Below are 15,014 nucleotides of genomic sequence, written 5' to 3'. Positions count from 1 at the left end.
GGCGACCTCCCTACTCCGCCGCGATCTGCCGTGGTGCGGGCGGCGGGCTCGCGAGGTCGGCGGCGAGCTGGGCGTAGCGGGTCTTGGCGTCCGCGATCGCCTTCTCCTTGACCGGGCCGTAGCCGCGGATGCGGTCGGGCAGCGACAACAGCTCCACGGCCGTGTCGTGCGTAACCCGCGACAGCAGGCCGAGTACGGTGGCGACGTCCTTCTCGTAGCCTGCGATCAGGTCGCGCTCGATCTTGCGGTCGGCGCTGTAGCCAAAGACGTCAAGCGGGGTGCCGCGCAGGAAGCGGAATTTTGCCAGCCAGCGGAACATGCCGAGCATCCACGGACCGAAGGCCCGCTTCTTCGTCCGGCCCAGCGCATCGACACTACCAGCCAAAATCGGCGGCGCGAGGTTGAAGCTGAACTTGTAGTCGCCCTCGAACTGGTCGCGGAGCTGCTGCTCGAACTTGCCGTCGGTGAAGAGCCGCGCGACCTCGTACTCATCCTTGTAGGCGAGCAGTTTTGCGTAGTTGATCGCAACCGCGCGCGGCAGCGCATCGCCATGGCCGCCCTTCACCGCGGCATCGCGGACCTGGTCGACCAGCTTGCGATAGCGTTTTGCCAGACGGCCATTCTGATAGGCCGTGAGATGCTTGACGCGATGATCGATGATCTCGTCGAGCGTCATCGCATCGAGCGTCTTCGGGGCGGCCACCTCGTCCGTCCCCTTCAACATGTCGGCGAGGCGCGCAGGGTCCGCGACGGCGAGACGGCCGAGCCGGAACGCCTCCTTGTTCATCTTGATCGAGACGCCGTTGACCTCGATCGCCTGCTCGATGGCCTCGGCACCAACAGGCAGAAGGCCCTTCTGATAGGCATAGCCCATCATCATCATGTTGGTGGCGATAGAGTCGCCAAGAAGCTGCTCGGCGGGCTTGGTGAAATCGAAGAACACGGAATCCTTGTGCAGCGCGGTTTCAAGCACCGCATTCAGCTTGCGGGTCTGGAAGTTGAAGTCGCGATTGAGGATGAAGTCGGCGGTCGGAATGACGTGGCTGTTGATGATGCCGTGGGTGCGGCCGGAGTCACAGAGCGAGATCGTGTCCTTGGCGACCGCAACCACCTCGTCCGCGGCGAGCACGAGGTCGGCTGTGCCGGTGACGATGCGCGAGCATGTCACTTCGGCCGGATGGTCGGACAGGCGAACATGGCTCAGCACCGCGCCCCCCTTCTGCGCGAGGCCGGACATGTCGAGGATCATCGAGGCCTTGCCCTCGATATGCGCTGCCATGCCGAGCAGCGCGCCGATGGTCAAGACGCCGGTGCCGCCGACGCCGCCGACGGCGATGTTGTAGGGCTTGTCGAGCGTCGGGCGCGAGGCCGGCTCGGGCAACTCACCGATGTCGGCAAGCTCGGCCGGCGCGCGGTGGCGTGGCGCCCCGCCGTCGATGGTGACGAAGGACGGGCAAAAGCCCTTGAGGCAGGAATAGTCCTTGTTGCAGGACGACTGGTTGATGGCGCGCTTGCGGCCGAACTCGGTCTCCAGCGGCTCGACCGAGATACAGTTCGACTGCACCGAGCAGTCGCCGCAGCCCTCGCAGACGGCCGGGTTGATCATCACGCGGCGCGGCGGATCCTCCATCAGGCCGCGCTTGCGGCGGCGGCGCTTTTCGGCCGCGCAGGTCTGCACGAAGACGATCGCCGAGGTGCCCTTGAACTCGCGGCACATCTTCATGACGTTCTCGAGCTCGTCGCGATGATACTTCTTCACGCCGGGCGCGATGGTGTCGGCGGGATAGGCATCGGGATTCTCGGAGACCAGATAGATCTCGCGGATGCCTTCGGCGTGGAGCTGGAAGGTGATCTGCTGCGGCGAGAGATCGCCGTCATGGCGTTGGCCGCCGGTCATGGCCACCGCGTCGTTGTAGAGGATCTTGTAGGTGATGTTGGTCTTGGAGGCGACCGCCTGCCGGATCGCCAGATAGCCGGAATGGAAATAGGTGCCGTCGCCGAGATTGGCAAAAATGTGGTTCTCGTTGGTGAAGGGCGCGATGCCGACCCACGGCACGCCCTCGCCGCCCATATGCGTAAACGTCTCGGTTGAGCGGTCCATCCACAGCGCCATGAAATGGCAGCCGATGCCGGCGAGCGCGCGGCTTCCTTCGGGGACCTTTGTCGAGGTGTTGTGGGGGCAGCCGGAGCAGAAATACGGGGTGCGGGAGACCGGCGCTGACGGGATCATCTGGGACGCCTGGCGACCGTTGAACCAGTCGGCCTTGGCGCGAAGCATTTCGGCGATTTCGGGATTGAGATTAAGTCGGAGAAGTCGTTCGGTCAGCGAGCTTGCAAGCGAGGCGACGCTAAGCTCGGCGGCGAAGGTGAGGAAGCGCTTGTCGTGCTCGTCCATCTTGCCGACGATGCGCGGGCGGACGTCGTCGCGCCAGTTGAACAGCTCCTGCTTGACCTGGTTCTCGACGATCTCGCGCCGTTCCTCGACGATGAAGATCTCTTCCAGGCCGACGGCGAACTGCCGCACGCCTTCCGGCTCGAGCGGCCAGGGCATGCCGATCTTGTAGAGGCGAAGGCCGATCTTGGCGGCGACCTCCTCGGTGATGCCCAATTCGCGTAGCGCCTGGCGGACGTCCTCATAGCTCTTGCCGGACGCCATGATGCCGAAGCGCGCATTCGGCGAATCCATGGTGACGCGGTTGACCTTGTTGGCGCGCGCAAAGGCGATCGCGGCAAAGCCCTTGTAGTCCTGCAGGCGGCGGTCCTGCTCGAAGCGGTCGTCGGGCCAGCGCAGATTGAGCCCGCCCGGCGGCAATTCGAAATCGGTCGGGATGATGAAGGGCTTCATCTCGTCGGTGAGATCGATCTCAGCGGTGGTCTCCACCGTCTCGGTGATCACCTTCATGCCGACCCAGCAGCCCGAGTAGCGCGACATCGCGATGCCCAAGAGGCCCATCTCGATCATCTCGTGGATGCTCGAAGGATAGAGATAGGGCATCAGGGCCGAGATGAAGGCGTGGTCGGACTGATGCGGGACGGTCGAGGATTTTGCGCCATGGTCGTCACCGGCCAGACAAAGTACGCCGCCGTTCTTCGCTGAGCCCGCCGCATTGCCGTGGCGGAAGACGTCGCCGCAGCGGTCGACGCCTGGGCCCTTGCCGTACCAGATGCCGACCACACCATCGTACTTTGCGCCGGGCGAGAGGTTGAGCTGCTGCGAGCCCCAGATGGCGGTCGCAGCCAGGTCCTCGTTCACGCCGGGCTGGAACTTGATGTTGTACTGCTCGAGATGTTTTCGGGCGGCGAAGAGCTGCTGGTCGTAGCCGCCGAGCGGCGAGCCGCGGTAGCCTGAAATGAAGCCTGCGGTGTTGAGGCCTGCGGCGCGGTCGCGCCGGATCTGGGCCATCGGCAGGCGGACCAGCGCCTGGATGCCCGTGGTGAAGACGTGTCCCGTGCTCTGCGTGTATTTTTGATCGAGACTGATCGGACCCTGGTTGATGCCCATGCCGCGTCCTCTTTGCCGCCCTAAACCCTTGGTCCCGCCCGTTGTTTTCACTTATGTCGGGCGGACCGTCTTCGCCACTCTATGTCGGATATTTAACGCTCCGCACCACAAATCTGGAGCAATCCGCCGCCGATGATGAATTCGCAATTTCGTGGCCGGAAGTGCGCTCGCTTTTTCACTTTGTGTCAGCTTACCCCGGGCATCGCGAAACGACGTAACGTCCCTATAATGGGGACCTTGATGTGGATCTTGGCGAATGGTCGCAGGGAAGGCGTGATGATGCGGGCGATTCTGGTGTGTCTGGCTTTGTGCAGTGCAATTGCCGGCGCCGCAGGAGCCAGCGAGCCCTCGCCGGAGACGATCGCCCGCGGCAAGGCGCTCACCGAGGCCGGCGATTGCGCAAGCTGCCACACCGCCGATCCCTCAAAACCCTTTGCCGGGGGCAAACGCATCGATACGCCGTTCGGTGGCATCTACTCGCCGAACCTGACGCCGGACCGGGAGACCGGAATCGGGTCCTGGAGTGACGCCGATTTCACGCGCGCGCTGCGCTTCGGCATTGCGCCCGATGGCTCGAATTACTATCCGGCCTTCCCCTACCCCTACTTCACCAAGATGACCAAGGACGACACGCTGGCGATCCGCGCCTATCTCGGCACGCAGGCGCCGGTTGCGAACCGGGTCAAGCCGCCGGAGCTGCGCTGGCCGCTGAACTACCGCGTGCTGATGCGGGCCTGGAGCTGGCTGTTCTTCAAGCCCGGCCTGTTCGAGCCCGATCAGTTCAAGAGCGCAGCCTGGAATCGGGGCGGCTATCTCGTCACGGGGCTGGCACATTGCGGCGCCTGCCACACGCCGAAGAATTGGTTCGGCGCGGACAAGCGAGAGCTCGCGTTTTCCGGCAGCCCTGTCGACGGCTGGTTCGCGCCGCGGCTCGACAGTGCCGCGCGCAGCGGGCTGCAGTCCTGGAGCGCTGGCGACATCGCCGAATATCTGCAAAGCGGGCGTAACGCCAAGAGCCATGCCGGCGGGCTGATGGCCGAAGTCATCCTCAACTCGACCTCGAAGATGAGCGACGCCGACGTGCGCGCGATAGCGGTGTATCTGAAGGGCCTGCCGCCGGGGCGACGCGAGCCATTGGTGACGCCGCCGGAGGACGGCGAGATGAAAGCCGGCCAGGCCGTCTACGCACGCTTCTGCATCGCCTGTCATGAGGCGGATGGCTCCGGCGCGCCGCGCATCTATCCGCCGCTACCCGGCAATGCGCTGCTGCAATCAATCAACCCCTCCTCCACGATCCGTATCATCCTCGACGGCGCGCACACCGTAACGACGCCGCGCGCCCCCAACACCGGCGAGATGCCGGGCTATGCCAAGCAATTGTCGGACGAGCAGATCGCCGCGGTCACGAACTACATCCGCAATTCCTGGGGCAACGCCGCGCCGCTGGTGACGGCGGAGCAGGTCGCGAAGGCGCGGAAGTAGTTGATCCCTCGCTGTCATTGCGAGCGCAGCGAAGCAATCCAGAATCCCTCCGCGGAAAGACTCTGGATTGCTTCGCTACGCTCGCAATGACGATGTGGAAGCGGCGGGGCTTCAACGGAAATAGCGAAGCGTGAAGAGAGCAACCTACCTCTCGTCGCCGGTGAACACGAACTTCGGCATCTCCCATTTGTAGCGCACCGCGAGCAAACGGAAGCTGACACCGAGCACGAAGGTCAGCACAGTCCAGACTTCGCTGTTGAGCTTCAGACCGAACGCGGTCGCATAGAACAGGCCGGTGACGACGGAGACGCTGGCGTAGAGTTCTGAGCGAAACAGCAGCGGCACGTCGTTGCAGAGCACGTCGCGCAGCACGCCGCCGGCGCAGCCCGTTATCATGCCGGAGACGATCACGATTGGCAGCGATGCATCCATCTGCCAGGCAACGTCGCAGCCGGCCATGGTGAAGACCACGAGGCCGATGGCGTCGAGCACGATGAAGGCGAGGTTGAGCCGGTGCACGAGGCGCGCGATCAGAATCGTGACGAAGGCCGCGCCGCCGGTGATCGCGAGATAGATCGGATTTTGCACCCAGGCGAGCGGGTAATGGCCGAGGAAGAGATCGCGCAGCGTGCCGCCGCCGAGCGCGGTGATGCAGCCGAGAAAGCAGACGCCGAGCCAATCCATGCTGCGCCGGCCGGCAGCGAGCGCGGCCGTCATTCCCTGCGCTGCGAGCGCAACGAGAGACAGGAAATGCAAGACGCTATCGCTCGGCGGCAGGCTCCACATCGCCACAGTTCCCATTCTTGATGATGGAACCTACGTCCTTGGTTCCGCAAAGAACAGGTTCCCGATTCCCGATCCGGGGGCAACATGCGACGAAAGCATGAGCTGCCCGGAACCGAACTCCGCATCCATCGGTTGTCTTGCCGCAATCAATCGAGGAGATCCAATCGATGGCTGACGACCGTTTTCCCAACGATCCGTATCGACCGAATTTTGCCGACGATGAGTATCTTCGTGAGGCGCGCCGGGATAGCCAGCTCCAGGCTGACCCGGAACTGGGCGAAGGCCCCGCCTCCAGCGGCAAGGTTGCGCTGTTCGCAGTGGCAATCGCGCTGGTGCTCGGCGCCGTGTTCTACGGCCTGAACAATACCAGCGTGAAGGAGGCCACGACCGAGCCGTCAGCGAAGACGGCACAACAGACGGCGCCTGCGACCAATCCGGCCGCGCCTCCCGGCATGCGCGACGTGACGCCGCGCAATAATGCCGCGCCGGGCGTGACCACGGGTGCAGCGCCGAGCAAGCCGGTGCCGGATACCCAGACTCCGTCTGACGGCTCCAAGTCGCAGTAAGCGAGTTGAAGCGAAAGCGGCGGCACCAAACATCCCGCCGCTTTCGTTTGCGCTAGCTGAACATCTTGTTGAGCTCGCCGCCGGGATAACCGCTCCCGAGCTCGGTGAAGGTGCCCTTCTCCGCCATCTCCTTCGCCGCGCGCATGAAACCGCCCCAGGCGGCGCGCGCGAGCGAGCCGCCGACGCTGATGCGACGCACGCCGAGGTCGGCGGCCTCTGCAAGCGAGAGGCCCGATCCACCGATCAACAGGTTGAACGGTCTTGGCGCAACGGCCTTCACCACCGCCGCGATATCCTCGCGCGTCTTCAGGCCGGGCGCGTAGAGACAATCCGCACCCGCCTCCGCATAAGCGGTGAGACGATCGATCACGAGCTTGAGGTCGGTCACGCCCCACAGATAAGCCTCGCAGCGCCCGACCAGAATCGTACCGCTGTCGCCGATCGCCGAACGGGCGGCACGGATGCGCTCGACCGCGAGTGCGCGGTCGTAGAGCGGCTTGTCCTTGTCGCCGGTGGAATCCTCGATCGACAGGCCGGCCACGCCGGTCCGAACGCCACGTTCGACATGGTCGGCGACCCTGTCCGGCTCGACCGCGAAGCCGCCCTCGAAATCCGCGTTCACGGGGATGTCGGTCGCCGAGCACAATGCTGCCAGATGCTGACAGACCTCCTCGACCGTCACGTGGTTGTCGGCCTTGCCGATGGTCCATGCAAAGCCCGCGCTGGATGATGCGATCGCCTTGAAGCCGAGATGCTGCAAGGCTTTGGCGCTGCCGACATCGACCGGATTGGGCAGGATGAAGCATCCGCTCTCGTGCATCTTCCTGAAGGTGGCGCGCTTGTCGGCGGTCGTGACCGTCATGTTTCTCTCCCTTTGTGTTGGCGGCGCAGAGATGGGGATGCGCGCGGGGCAGCGCTAGTGCGCCTCGTGCACCGCGCGGCTATCCTTCGGTGCTTCATCGCGCTCGCTCATGCCGTAGTCCCTGACGACGCTGGCGATGCGCAAGCGGTAGTCGGCAAAGTACGCCCCGCGCCCCCTCGCCTGGGCGCGGCGATGCTCCATCGTATTGCGCCAGGCCTGCACCGCCGCTTCGTCGCGCCAGAACGACACCGACAGGATCTTGCCCTTCTCGGTCAGGCTTTCGAACCGCTCGACCGAGATGAAGCCATCGATGGTCTGCAGGATCGGCTTCAGGTCGGCAGCGAGATCGAAATAATGCTGCCGGTGCTCGTCCTTCGGCCAGACCTCGAAGATCACGGCGATCATGGGCGCCTCCTGCGTTGCGACGTGGTGTTGGCCTACAATACCACCTTGCGCAAAAAGGTCCGCTCCTCGCTGAGGATAAACTTGTGCTCCTCAGCAAAACCAAAGTTCGCCATGCCTTCGGCATCTCCGCGCAGCCGCGCGCGATAGGCCTCGTAGGCGGCGAGACTCTCGAACGTGATCAGCGCGAACGCGATGTTGTTGGTTCCCTCATGCGGCATGAAATAGCCGATCAGGTCACCGCCGCATTTCGGGATGATGGTGAGCCAGCGCCTTGAATACTCCTCGAACTGCGCGCGCTTGAAGGGATCGAGCTGGTAGCGGATGAAGACGGTGACGGACATGGCGTGCTCCTCTTTCCTGTCATTGCGAGCGCAGCGAAGCAATCCAGGAATCTTTCCGCGGTGACAGCCTGGATTGCTTCGCTGCGCTCGCAATGACGAGCTTGTGGTCCAGACTACGCGCTTGCTCCTCCACGATGCTTCGGCTACCATCGAAGCATGAAAGCAGGACCCGACATCGCCATGGTCGCTTCGCTGGTCGGCGACCCCGCCCGCGCAAACATGCTGACCGCGCTGATGAACGGTCGCGCGCTGACCGCAAGCGAACTGGCGCAGGAAGCCGGCATCACGCCGCAGACCGCGAGTTCGCATCTTTCCAAGCTCGAGGCTGGCGGGCTGATCGAGCCTGAGAAGCAGGGCCGCCATCGCTACTATCGCCTCACCGACCCCGATGTCGCCGGCGTCCTGGAAGGCCTTGCGGGCCTTGCCGCGCGTGCCGGGCACATGCGCGTGCGCACGGGTCCGAAGGATCCGGCACTGCGGCGGGCGCGCATCTGCTACGACCATCTTGCCGGCGACCTCGGCGTTCAGATGCTCGACAGCATGCGCGAGCGGCGCCTGGTCAGGCAGAAGAAGCAGGACATCGAGCTGACCGCCGAGGGCGAGCGCTTCCTCGCCAAACATTTGCAGATCTCGCAGGACATGCTCACCCATCCGCGCCGCCCGGTCTGCAAGGCGTGCCTGGACTGGAGCGAACGGCGCCATCACCTCGCCGGCACGCTTGGCGCGACCATGATGCAGCGCTTCACCGAACTGAAATGGGCGGCGCGCGATGCGACGCCGGGCAGCCGCGTCGTGAATTTCACCCGCACCGGCGAGAAGAGCTTTGCCGCGCTGTTCGGCAAGGGCAGCGACTAGGCGGCAAGGCGTTTGAACTTTCCAATGGCCTGGACGACCTACGGAGCAAGAAGCTTCGAGACCGCCATGCATCGCCTGCTCCGATTGACGCCTGCACTGCTTGTCGCGGGCTACATCCTGCCCGCCCGCGCGGATATCCCGCCTAAATTCGCCGACTATCCGGCAAAGGTCTTCGCCGGCAAGCCGGCCAAGCCGCGCCTGCACAACCAGTATCTTCGCGACGTCCGCGAGCAGTTTCACTACGCCGTGTCAGAGGAGAAGGTCAGCGCGGCCGGCCACTACTACGTCGTCAAGCTGCCCTGCGGCTCGGCCTGCGTCGCGCCCGTCCTGCTGGATGCCCGGTCGGGACACATCACCGAGTTGTTCACGGTGTCGGGCTGGCGCGAGGTCGGCGACGATTTTGATGCCGTGGTCAGCCGCGCCGACAGCCGCCTGATCGTGTTTCGCGGCGCGCGAAACGAGACCGGCGTCGTCGGCAACCACTACTACCTGCTCGGCGAAGGCGGGAATTTGAAGCACCTATACACTGTCAATACCGACGGCAATTTCGAGACCACGCCAAAAATCGAATGAACAAAAAACCGTCGGCGAAGACTAAGCATAAGGCGCCGGTCCCGGCGCCATCTGCACCAAAAGCCCCGGGCGCGAGCCGCCGTTCACGTCGCATTCAGGTCATGATTGCCAGTTTGGATTGTGTCGTGTCGACGTGTCGCCAAAAAGTTAACGTGTCGAATCGCGCTCATTGATTCATTGTGCGCCGCAAGCGCCGTTCCAAGGACGAGAAGGATCATCCTATGAAATACCTGTTTGCCGTAGCCATGGTCGCAAGTGCGGTCGTCGGGTTCACCGAGGCTGCAAGCGCAGCCGGCGGATGCGGTCCCGGTTGGTATCGCGGGCCCTATGGCGGTTGCCAACCAATGGCCGGCCGCGTCGTCGTGGCCCCTGCCCCGATCGTCGTGGCCCCGGCCCCGGTCGTCGTCGTGCCGCGCGCGCGCGTCTGCCCCTACGGCTTCCGCTGGTATGCCGGCCGCTGCCGCCCGTTCTGATAGTTCTTGCATCGCAATGTGGCCGCCCGGCGTCTCGCCTGGGCGGCCACATTCGTTTTGGGCACCCGTCGGACAACCCAAATAACAAAGGGGACTGCGATTGCGGTCCCCTTTCCCTTTGTGGCTGATTGAACGCTACCAGTAGCGGCGGCGCCAGTGCCGGCGCCAATGACGACGACGCCAGCCCCAGTGACGGTGACGCCAGCCATAATGATGGCCGCGCCCGCGCCAGTGCACCTGCTCGGGCTTCAGTTGCGCAGCTTCCTCGCTGCTGGTGACGGCGGGATGGGCATCGGAATTGGTGCGCGGCGCAACGCCCGGGCCTTCGATCGGTTGCGGCGTGAGCGGTGCGGCCTGCGCGCTGGCCGCAAGCGCGGCACTCGCCGCCGCAACACCCAACGCGAATTTCAAAAAGTCCCGACGTTCCATGAAGTCTTCCTCTGAATCAATCGTGAGTGATGCAGGGGAAGTGTCGGCCGAGCGAAATGAACGGCTGCTGAACTGCGCATTCAGATATCTTGCGCTGATGTCACGCAGCGAACTCCTGCGCCAGCAGCAGCGTCTCGCGCGTACGCGTCACCTCGGGCCAGTCGCGGTTGAAATCGGCGATCAGCCGCTTCATGTCGTCACCTGTGGTCGCGCGATCGAGGGAGGCCTGATCGTCGAACTGATACATCGCCTGATGCACGGCAGGATCTGTCGCGCTCCAGAACCGCCACGCCTTCTTCGCCCCGAACGATTTCACGGCATCGGGGAGATGTTCCTTCTCGTACCAGCGGTCGAACGCGGCGCGCTTGCCGGCATCGGTGACGGTGGCGCGGACGATGAAGACGGCGGTTGGCATGACGGTTCCTCCCTGCCTTTTGTCAGGCAACACGGATAGGAACAATTTAGCAGCGGGCGCGCATTGACGCGACTGCCCGTTAAACCGCCCCGCGCGGCACACCAGCCGTCATACTTTGTTCAAAGACCGGGCCGAACATTGCGGACACGACATGAGGCAGGCTGGGTCGTCCTGAACGAGTTGGTCAAATCAGAGGAGACAGCCATGGCAACAAAAGTAAAGCCGGTTCCCGAGGGATACCACACCGTCACGCCCTATCTCGTCGTCGATGGCGCGGAGAAAATCATCCGCTTCATGAAAGACGCCTTCGGAGCCCAACCGGTATTCGAGCCGATGATGCGGCCCGACGGCAAGGTCGGGCATGCGGAGTTCAAAATCGGAAATTCCATCGTGATGATTTCCGACGCTTCGGAACGCGCACAAGCAACTTCCGTCATGCTGTATCTCTACGTACCCAACGTCGACGCGGTCTATCAGAAGGCGCTCAAGGCCGGCGGCACATCGTTGATGGAGCCCGCGGATCAGTTCTACGGCGACCGTAGCGGCGGTGTGTCGGATCCGGCCGGCAACCGCTGGCACATCGGTACCCATATCGAGGACGTATCGCCGGCCGAACTCAAGAAGCGCGCTGCGGAGGCCATGAAACAGCAGAACAAGGCGGCGTAGGCGCAATCACAGGCTTGGGTTGAACGACATGAAACCCATCACACTTTCCGTGACCGTGTGATGGGTTTCGCTACGCTCAACCATCCTGCGCGGGCTGAACGGTTGTCTAGTTTTGCGAACGCGTAAAGGGGACAAAACGCACGAGGGCGACGCTGCGCGTCGTCGTCTTGCCGGCGGCGATTTTTTCGACGACCGTGAGCTGCTGAGTGGTGTAAGCGGACCCCACCGGCATGACGAGTCGGCCCCCCACTTTAAGCTGCTCAATCAGGGGCGGCGGTGGCTGCCCAAGCGCGGCAGTCACGACGATGGCGTCAAAGGGACCGCATTCGGGCCAGCCATCGAAGCCGTCGCCAAGCCTGACGCTCACATTGTCATATGCGAGGTCTCTGAGTGTCTTCGCGGCGGTCTCGGCCAATTGCGGGATGATCTCGATGGTGCAGACCTTTCGCGCCAGGCGCGCAAGGATGGCGGCCTGGTAGCCCGAACCCGTACCGACTTCGAGCACGACGTGATCGGGCGCGACATCGGCCAACCGGGTCATCAAGGCCACGATGTACGGCTGCGATATGGTCTGGCCGAGGCCGATCGGGACCGGCCTGTCTGCGTATGCGATAGAGCAGGATCGCTCGGGGATGAACAGATGGCGTTTGGTTTGCGCCATGGCCTCAAGGACCCTCTCCGACAGGCCTTGCTCTCCCAAGACACTGGCGGCGGACCGCGCGTAGGCCCGGATGGTTTCGACCATGGCGGCGCGTTCGCGCACGCACTGGTCGTCCTGTGCGTCCTGTGCGGTCGCTTCCCGCGCAACGACAGCCATGGCCAACACGAGCAGCAAGAACTTCATGATCGTGCGCTCTCCAAGGGATACATAGAGAGATACGCAAGTTCGCATCGACCGCCGATATCCCGATCCAACGCTACAGCTTGTAGCCGATCTTTCGCAGCAGATCCTTCCGCCACGCGATGTCCGCGTCGGTTTCGACACCCAGCGGCGAGCCGCCATCCACCACGCCGAGCACGCCGCGCCCCAGCTCGGTTTGCGCGACGATCACCTGTGTCGGATTGGCGGTCGCGCAAAAGATGCGGCAGACCTCCGGCACCGCGCGCACTTGAGCCAGCACGTTGACGGGAAAGAACCCGTCCCCGAGGAAGATCAGGAACGTGTGGCCGGCGCCGATGGCCAACGCGTTGTCACGTGCGAGGGTGAGAGCGGCTTCGTCGTTCCCCGACCAGCGCACCAGCCGCTTGCCGGAGGCCTCGCAAAAGGCCAGCCCGAAGCGGATGCCCGGGACCGCGCCGACCAGCGTCTCGTGGAGGTCTTCCACGGTCTTGATGAAATGCGACTGGCCGAAGATGAAGTTGGTGGCGTCCGGCTTGACGATGGGCACCACGGTGAGTTCCATGGCTGCGCTCCTTCAAGGTACCAACGGAATTCATCGTAGGCCACCGGTAGGCGATTGCAAGCCGCCTGCGGTGATGGTGGCGCGGACGATGAAGACGGCGGCGGGCCTCGGTTTCCTCCGGCGATTGTTTGGCGAGACGATCTAGCTATACTGGCACCTACAAAATCATGCGCGGGGGATATCAACCTCTGACGCCGCTTGGGGAAGGAGCGACCATGCGAAAAGTGCTTACGGGTGCAATCGCAGCTGCATGCCTGTTCCCGGTCGCGCTGCAAGCCGAAGTGATCCGCTTCGACATTCTGGAACGCGTGCCGGCCTTCGCGGGCCGGAGCTTTGGCGATGTCGGGCCCTATGAGCGGATCACGGCGCGCGCCACCATCGCGCTCGCTCCGTCCGACGACCGCAATGCCGTCATCGCCGATCTCGCGCAGGCGCCGCGGAACGGCGACGGCAAGGTCGAGGCGACCGCCGACGTCGTGATCCTCCGCCCCGCCGATCCCACCCGCGGCAACGGCACGCTGCTGCTGGATGTGCCGAACCGCGGCCGCAAACTTGCGCCGCAACTGTTCGACGATGCCGCGCAGCCCGGCGCCAACAATGCGCAAGGAGCAGACGATGCCAGCATCGGTTTCCTGCACCGCCAGGGTTTTACGATGGTCTGGGTCGGCTGGCAGGGCGACATCCCCTCAAAGCCCGGCCAGATGGCGCTGACCGCGCCGATGCTGAAGGGCGTCACCGGGCCGGCGCGTGAGGAAGTCATCTTCGACAATTTGACGAACCCGGCCCGCGCGAGCCTGACATGGCCGGCGGCCGATCCCGCCAACCTCAACGTGACCGTGCGCGCGGCCTGGGCCGATGCGCGGCAGACACCCGCCGGCCTCTCGGCAAAGCTCATCGATCCCAACACCGTCGAGATCACGCGCCCCGACAGCTTCGATGCGGGCGCGCTTTACGAGATCACCTATACCGCGCGCGATCCCGCCATCCTCGGCATGGGCTTCGCGGCCGTGCGCGATGTCGTCAGCTTCCTGCGGCGCGACACCACGCCGGCCAATCCGCTGCTGAACGCCCTGCACCCCTCCGTCAGCCGAGCCATCGGTTTTGGCGTTTCGCAATCCGGCCGCTTTCTGCGCGACTTCCTCTATCTCGGCTTCAACGAGGACCTCTCGGGCCGCGTCGTGTTCGACGGGCTGATGCCGCATGTCGCGGGCACGCGGCGCATGGCGACCAATTTCCGCTTCGGCCAGCCCGGCCGCAACCCGCGCCATTTGCAGGACCCGGCCTGGCAGGCCGATCTCTTCCCGTTCACCTATGCCAGCCTCAGCGACCCGCTCTCCGGCAGGACCGACGGCCTGCTTCGCCGGTGCACGCTGACGGCAACCTGCCCCAAAGTGATGCAGACCGACAGCGAGCACGAATGGTGGGCCTCCCACGCCTCGCTGCTCGTCACCGATCTCGCGGGCAACCACCTCGACCTGCCCGACAATGTCCGCGCCTACATGATCGCGGGCACGCCGCATTTCGCCAATCCCGACGACACCATGCGCAGGACTCTTGTGGCGATGGCGCTGCCGCAAAATCCGATGCATGCGGGCGCGCCGATGCGCGCGCTGCTGTCCGATCTCAACGCCTGGATCACCGACGGTGTGAGGCCGCCCTCGAGCCGCGTGCCGATGCGCAGCCAGGGCACGCTGGTCGAGGCCAAGGGCGCGGTGCCCACGGATATCCCCGGCCTGCCCTACGCCGGCATACACACCCTCGCGGGCTTCTCCGACCAGAGCATGCTGCCGCCGAAGGAGATCGGCCGCTATCCCGTGTTCGTGCCGAAGGCGGACAATGACGGCATGGCGATCGCGGGCGTGCGTCAGCTTGCACTGGCCGTGCCACGCGCAACGTACACCGGGTGGAATCCGAGGTCGCAGAATTATGGACCGACGGCGCTGTACCCGCTGCAAGGCGCGGTCGTGCCGTTCGCACCGACCGAGGCTGCGCGAAAAGAGGTCCACGATCCGCGGCCGTCAATCGCGGAGCGATATGCGGACAATGAGGCATACGTGGCAGCGGTTCGGCGGGAGGCGGCGCGGCAGGTGGCGGAGCGGTTGCTGTTGCCCGAGGATGCTGACCGTGCCGTTGAGGCCGCGAAGCAAGGCAAACTGGCTAAGCTCGGACCGTATTGAAGCGCCGCAAACTTGTAGGGTGGGTTAGCGCAGCGTAACCCACCACTTCTCTCTCCACGCGGAAAATAAAGAGGTGGGT

16 protein-coding genes are annotated in these 15,014 nt (G+C 64.2%); 7 read left to right on the top strand and 9 right to left on the bottom strand.

All coding sequences use genetic code 11. The annotated features are described in order from the left end of the window. Positions 1-10: 10 nt before the first annotated feature. On the bottom strand, positions 11-3,502 hold the full coding sequence (locus KUF59_RS19100; protein WP_258769855.1) for an indolepyruvate ferredoxin oxidoreductase family protein: 3,492 nt from the start codon (positions 3,500-3,502) through the stop codon (positions 11-13). Positions 3,503-3,781: 279 nt separating this feature from the next. Here KUF59_RS19100 and KUF59_RS19095 point away from each other — a divergent pair, with 279 nt between their 5' ends. Further along, positions 3,782-4,984 (top strand): cytochrome c, encoded by a 1,203-nt coding sequence (locus tag KUF59_RS19095; RefSeq protein ID WP_212460238.1) that lies wholly within the window; start codon positions 3,782-3,784, stop codon positions 4,982-4,984. A 144-nt stretch (positions 4,985-5,128) separates the two neighbouring features. On the opposite strand, the gene KUF59_RS19090 is transcribed toward KUF59_RS19095, so the two are convergent. Beyond that, the gene (locus KUF59_RS19090; RefSeq protein WP_212460176.1) at positions 5,129-5,770 is read right to left on the bottom strand and encodes a trimeric intracellular cation channel family protein; all 642 of its coding nucleotides are present in this window, start codon (positions 5,768-5,770) and stop codon (positions 5,129-5,131) included. Between the two features lie 167 nt (positions 5,771-5,937). Here KUF59_RS19090 and KUF59_RS19085 point away from each other — a divergent pair, with 167 nt between their 5' ends. Then, positions 5,938-6,336, top strand: a complete 399-nt coding sequence (locus KUF59_RS19085) for a hypothetical protein (RefSeq protein ID WP_212460177.1) — start codon at positions 5,938-5,940, stop codon at positions 6,334-6,336. Positions 6,337-6,388: 52 nt separating this feature from the next. Here the strand turns inward: KUF59_RS19085 and KUF59_RS19080 are convergent, their stop codons facing one another. Genes KUF59_RS19080 through KUF59_RS19070 form a run of 3 tightly spaced genes read right to left on the bottom strand, consistent with a single transcriptional unit; the run spans position 6,389 to position 7,944 of the window. After that, the gene (locus KUF59_RS19080) at positions 6,389-7,198 is read right to left on the bottom strand and encodes an isocitrate lyase/PEP mutase family protein (RefSeq protein WP_212460178.1); all 810 of its coding nucleotides are present in this window, start codon (positions 7,196-7,198) and stop codon (positions 6,389-6,391) included. A 54-nt stretch (positions 7,199-7,252) separates the two neighbouring features. After that, on the bottom strand, positions 7,253-7,603 hold the full coding sequence (locus KUF59_RS19075; protein ID WP_212460179.1) for an antibiotic biosynthesis monooxygenase family protein: 351 nt from the start codon (positions 7,601-7,603) through the stop codon (positions 7,253-7,255). A gap of 32 nt (positions 7,604-7,635) precedes the next feature. Beyond that, positions 7,636-7,944 (bottom strand): NIPSNAP family protein, encoded by a 309-nt coding sequence (locus tag KUF59_RS19070; protein WP_212460180.1) that lies wholly within the window; start codon positions 7,942-7,944, stop codon positions 7,636-7,638. A gap of 156 nt (positions 7,945-8,100) precedes the next feature. Between KUF59_RS19070 and KUF59_RS19065 the strand changes: the two genes are divergently transcribed. The 3 genes from KUF59_RS19065 to KUF59_RS19055 all read left to right on the top strand — a co-directional run bounded on the left by KUF59_RS19065 (position 8,101) and on the right by KUF59_RS19055 (position 9,845). Further along, complete coding sequence (locus KUF59_RS19065; RefSeq protein WP_212460181.1) at positions 8,101-8,799, top strand: ArsR/SmtB family transcription factor; 699 nt, start codon at positions 8,101-8,103, stop codon at positions 8,797-8,799. Between the two features lie 66 nt (positions 8,800-8,865). After that, positions 8,866-9,372, top strand: a complete 507-nt coding sequence (locus KUF59_RS19060) for a hypothetical protein (protein ID WP_212460182.1) — start codon at positions 8,866-8,868, stop codon at positions 9,370-9,372. Between the two features lie 221 nt (positions 9,373-9,593). Further along, a complete protein-coding gene (locus KUF59_RS19055) occupies positions 9,594-9,845 on the top strand; it encodes a GCG_CRPN prefix-to-repeats domain-containing protein (protein ID WP_212460183.1) in 252 nt (83 codons plus the stop codon). A 135-nt stretch (positions 9,846-9,980) separates the two neighbouring features. Here KUF59_RS19055 and KUF59_RS19050 read toward each other — a convergent pair whose 3' ends face one another. Together KUF59_RS19050 and KUF59_RS19045 are read right to left on the bottom strand one after the other, a co-directional pair. Beyond that, positions 9,981-10,274 carry a twin-arginine translocation signal domain-containing protein gene (locus KUF59_RS19050; RefSeq protein WP_212460184.1) on the bottom strand — a complete coding sequence of 98 codons (294 nt, stop codon included), beginning with the start codon at positions 10,272-10,274 and terminating at the stop codon, positions 9,981-9,983. A 100-nt stretch (positions 10,275-10,374) separates the two neighbouring features. Next, positions 10,375-10,689 carry a hypothetical protein gene (locus KUF59_RS19045; RefSeq protein WP_212460185.1) on the bottom strand — a complete coding sequence of 105 codons (315 nt, stop codon included), beginning with the start codon at positions 10,687-10,689 and terminating at the stop codon, positions 10,375-10,377. Positions 10,690-10,893: 204 nt separating this feature from the next. Between KUF59_RS19045 and KUF59_RS19040 the strand changes: the two genes are divergently transcribed. Then, entirely contained in the window at positions 10,894-11,355 is a 462-nt protein-coding gene (locus KUF59_RS19040; RefSeq protein ID WP_212460186.1) for a VOC family protein, read from the top strand. A gap of 106 nt (positions 11,356-11,461) precedes the next feature. Here KUF59_RS19040 and KUF59_RS19035 read toward each other — a convergent pair whose 3' ends face one another. Both KUF59_RS19035 and KUF59_RS19030 read right to left on the bottom strand, forming a co-directional pair. Continuing rightward, a complete protein-coding gene (locus KUF59_RS19035) occupies positions 11,462-12,199 on the bottom strand; it encodes a protein-L-isoaspartate(D-aspartate) O-methyltransferase (RefSeq protein ID WP_212460187.1) in 738 nt (245 codons plus the stop codon). A gap of 73 nt (positions 12,200-12,272) precedes the next feature. Then, on the bottom strand, positions 12,273-12,758 hold the full coding sequence (locus tag KUF59_RS19030; protein WP_212460188.1) for an adenosine-specific kinase: 486 nt from the start codon (positions 12,756-12,758) through the stop codon (positions 12,273-12,275). A 215-nt stretch (positions 12,759-12,973) separates the two neighbouring features. Between KUF59_RS19030 and KUF59_RS19025 the strand changes: the two genes are divergently transcribed. Continuing rightward, positions 12,974-14,935, top strand: coding sequence for an alpha/beta hydrolase domain-containing protein (locus tag KUF59_RS19025; RefSeq protein WP_212460189.1), 1,962 nt, complete (start codon positions 12,974-12,976; stop codon positions 14,933-14,935). Positions 14,936-15,014 lie beyond the last annotated feature (79 nt).

Source organism: Bradyrhizobium arachidis, assembly GCF_024758505.1.
GTDB classification, from domain to species: domain Bacteria; phylum Pseudomonadota; class Alphaproteobacteria; order Rhizobiales; family Xanthobacteraceae; genus Bradyrhizobium; species Bradyrhizobium manausense_C.
This window is presented reverse-complemented; position numbering and strand designations above follow the sequence as displayed.

Coding starts and splice junctions, on each gene's coding strand:
- KUF59_RS19030 (WP_212460188.1), bottom strand. CDS start 12,758: ATGGAACTCACCGTGGTGCCCATCGTCAAGCCGGACGCCACCAACTTC.
- KUF59_RS19085 (WP_212460177.1), top strand. CDS start 5,938: ATGGCTGACGACCGTTTTCCCAACGATCCGTATCGACCGAATTTTGCC.
- KUF59_RS19075 (WP_212460179.1), bottom strand. CDS start 7,603: ATGATCGCCGTGATCTTCGAGGTCTGGCCGAAGGACGAGCACCGGCAG.
- KUF59_RS19045 (WP_212460185.1), bottom strand. CDS start 10,689: ATGCCAACCGCCGTCTTCATCGTCCGCGCCACCGTCACCGATGCCGGC.
- KUF59_RS19080 (WP_212460178.1), bottom strand. CDS start 7,198: ATGACGGTCACGACCGCCGACAAGCGCGCCACCTTCAGGAAGATGCAC.
- KUF59_RS19025 (WP_212460189.1), top strand. CDS start 12,974: ATGCGAAAAGTGCTTACGGGTGCAATCGCAGCTGCATGCCTGTTCCCG.
- KUF59_RS19095 (WP_212460238.1), top strand. CDS start 3,782: ATGCGGGCGATTCTGGTGTGTCTGGCTTTGTGCAGTGCAATTGCCGGC.
- KUF59_RS19040 (WP_212460186.1), top strand. CDS start 10,894: ATGGCAACAAAAGTAAAGCCGGTTCCCGAGGGATACCACACCGTCACG.
- KUF59_RS19090 (WP_212460176.1), bottom strand. CDS start 5,770: ATGTGGAGCCTGCCGCCGAGCGATAGCGTCTTGCATTTCCTGTCTCTC.
- KUF59_RS19060 (WP_212460182.1), top strand. CDS start 8,866: ATGCATCGCCTGCTCCGATTGACGCCTGCACTGCTTGTCGCGGGCTAC.
- KUF59_RS19065 (WP_212460181.1), top strand. CDS start 8,101: ATGAAAGCAGGACCCGACATCGCCATGGTCGCTTCGCTGGTCGGCGAC.
- KUF59_RS19050 (WP_212460184.1), bottom strand. CDS start 10,274: ATGGAACGTCGGGACTTTTTGAAATTCGCGTTGGGTGTTGCGGCGGCG.
- KUF59_RS19100 (WP_258769855.1), bottom strand. CDS start 3,502: ATGGGCATCAACCAGGGTCCGATCAGTCTCGATCAAAAATACACGCAG.
- KUF59_RS19070 (WP_212460180.1), bottom strand. CDS start 7,944: ATGTCCGTCACCGTCTTCATCCGCTACCAGCTCGATCCCTTCAAGCGC.
- KUF59_RS19035 (WP_212460187.1), bottom strand. CDS start 12,199: ATGAAGTTCTTGCTGCTCGTGTTGGCCATGGCTGTCGTTGCGCGGGAA.
- KUF59_RS19055 (WP_212460183.1), top strand. CDS start 9,594: ATGAAATACCTGTTTGCCGTAGCCATGGTCGCAAGTGCGGTCGTCGGG.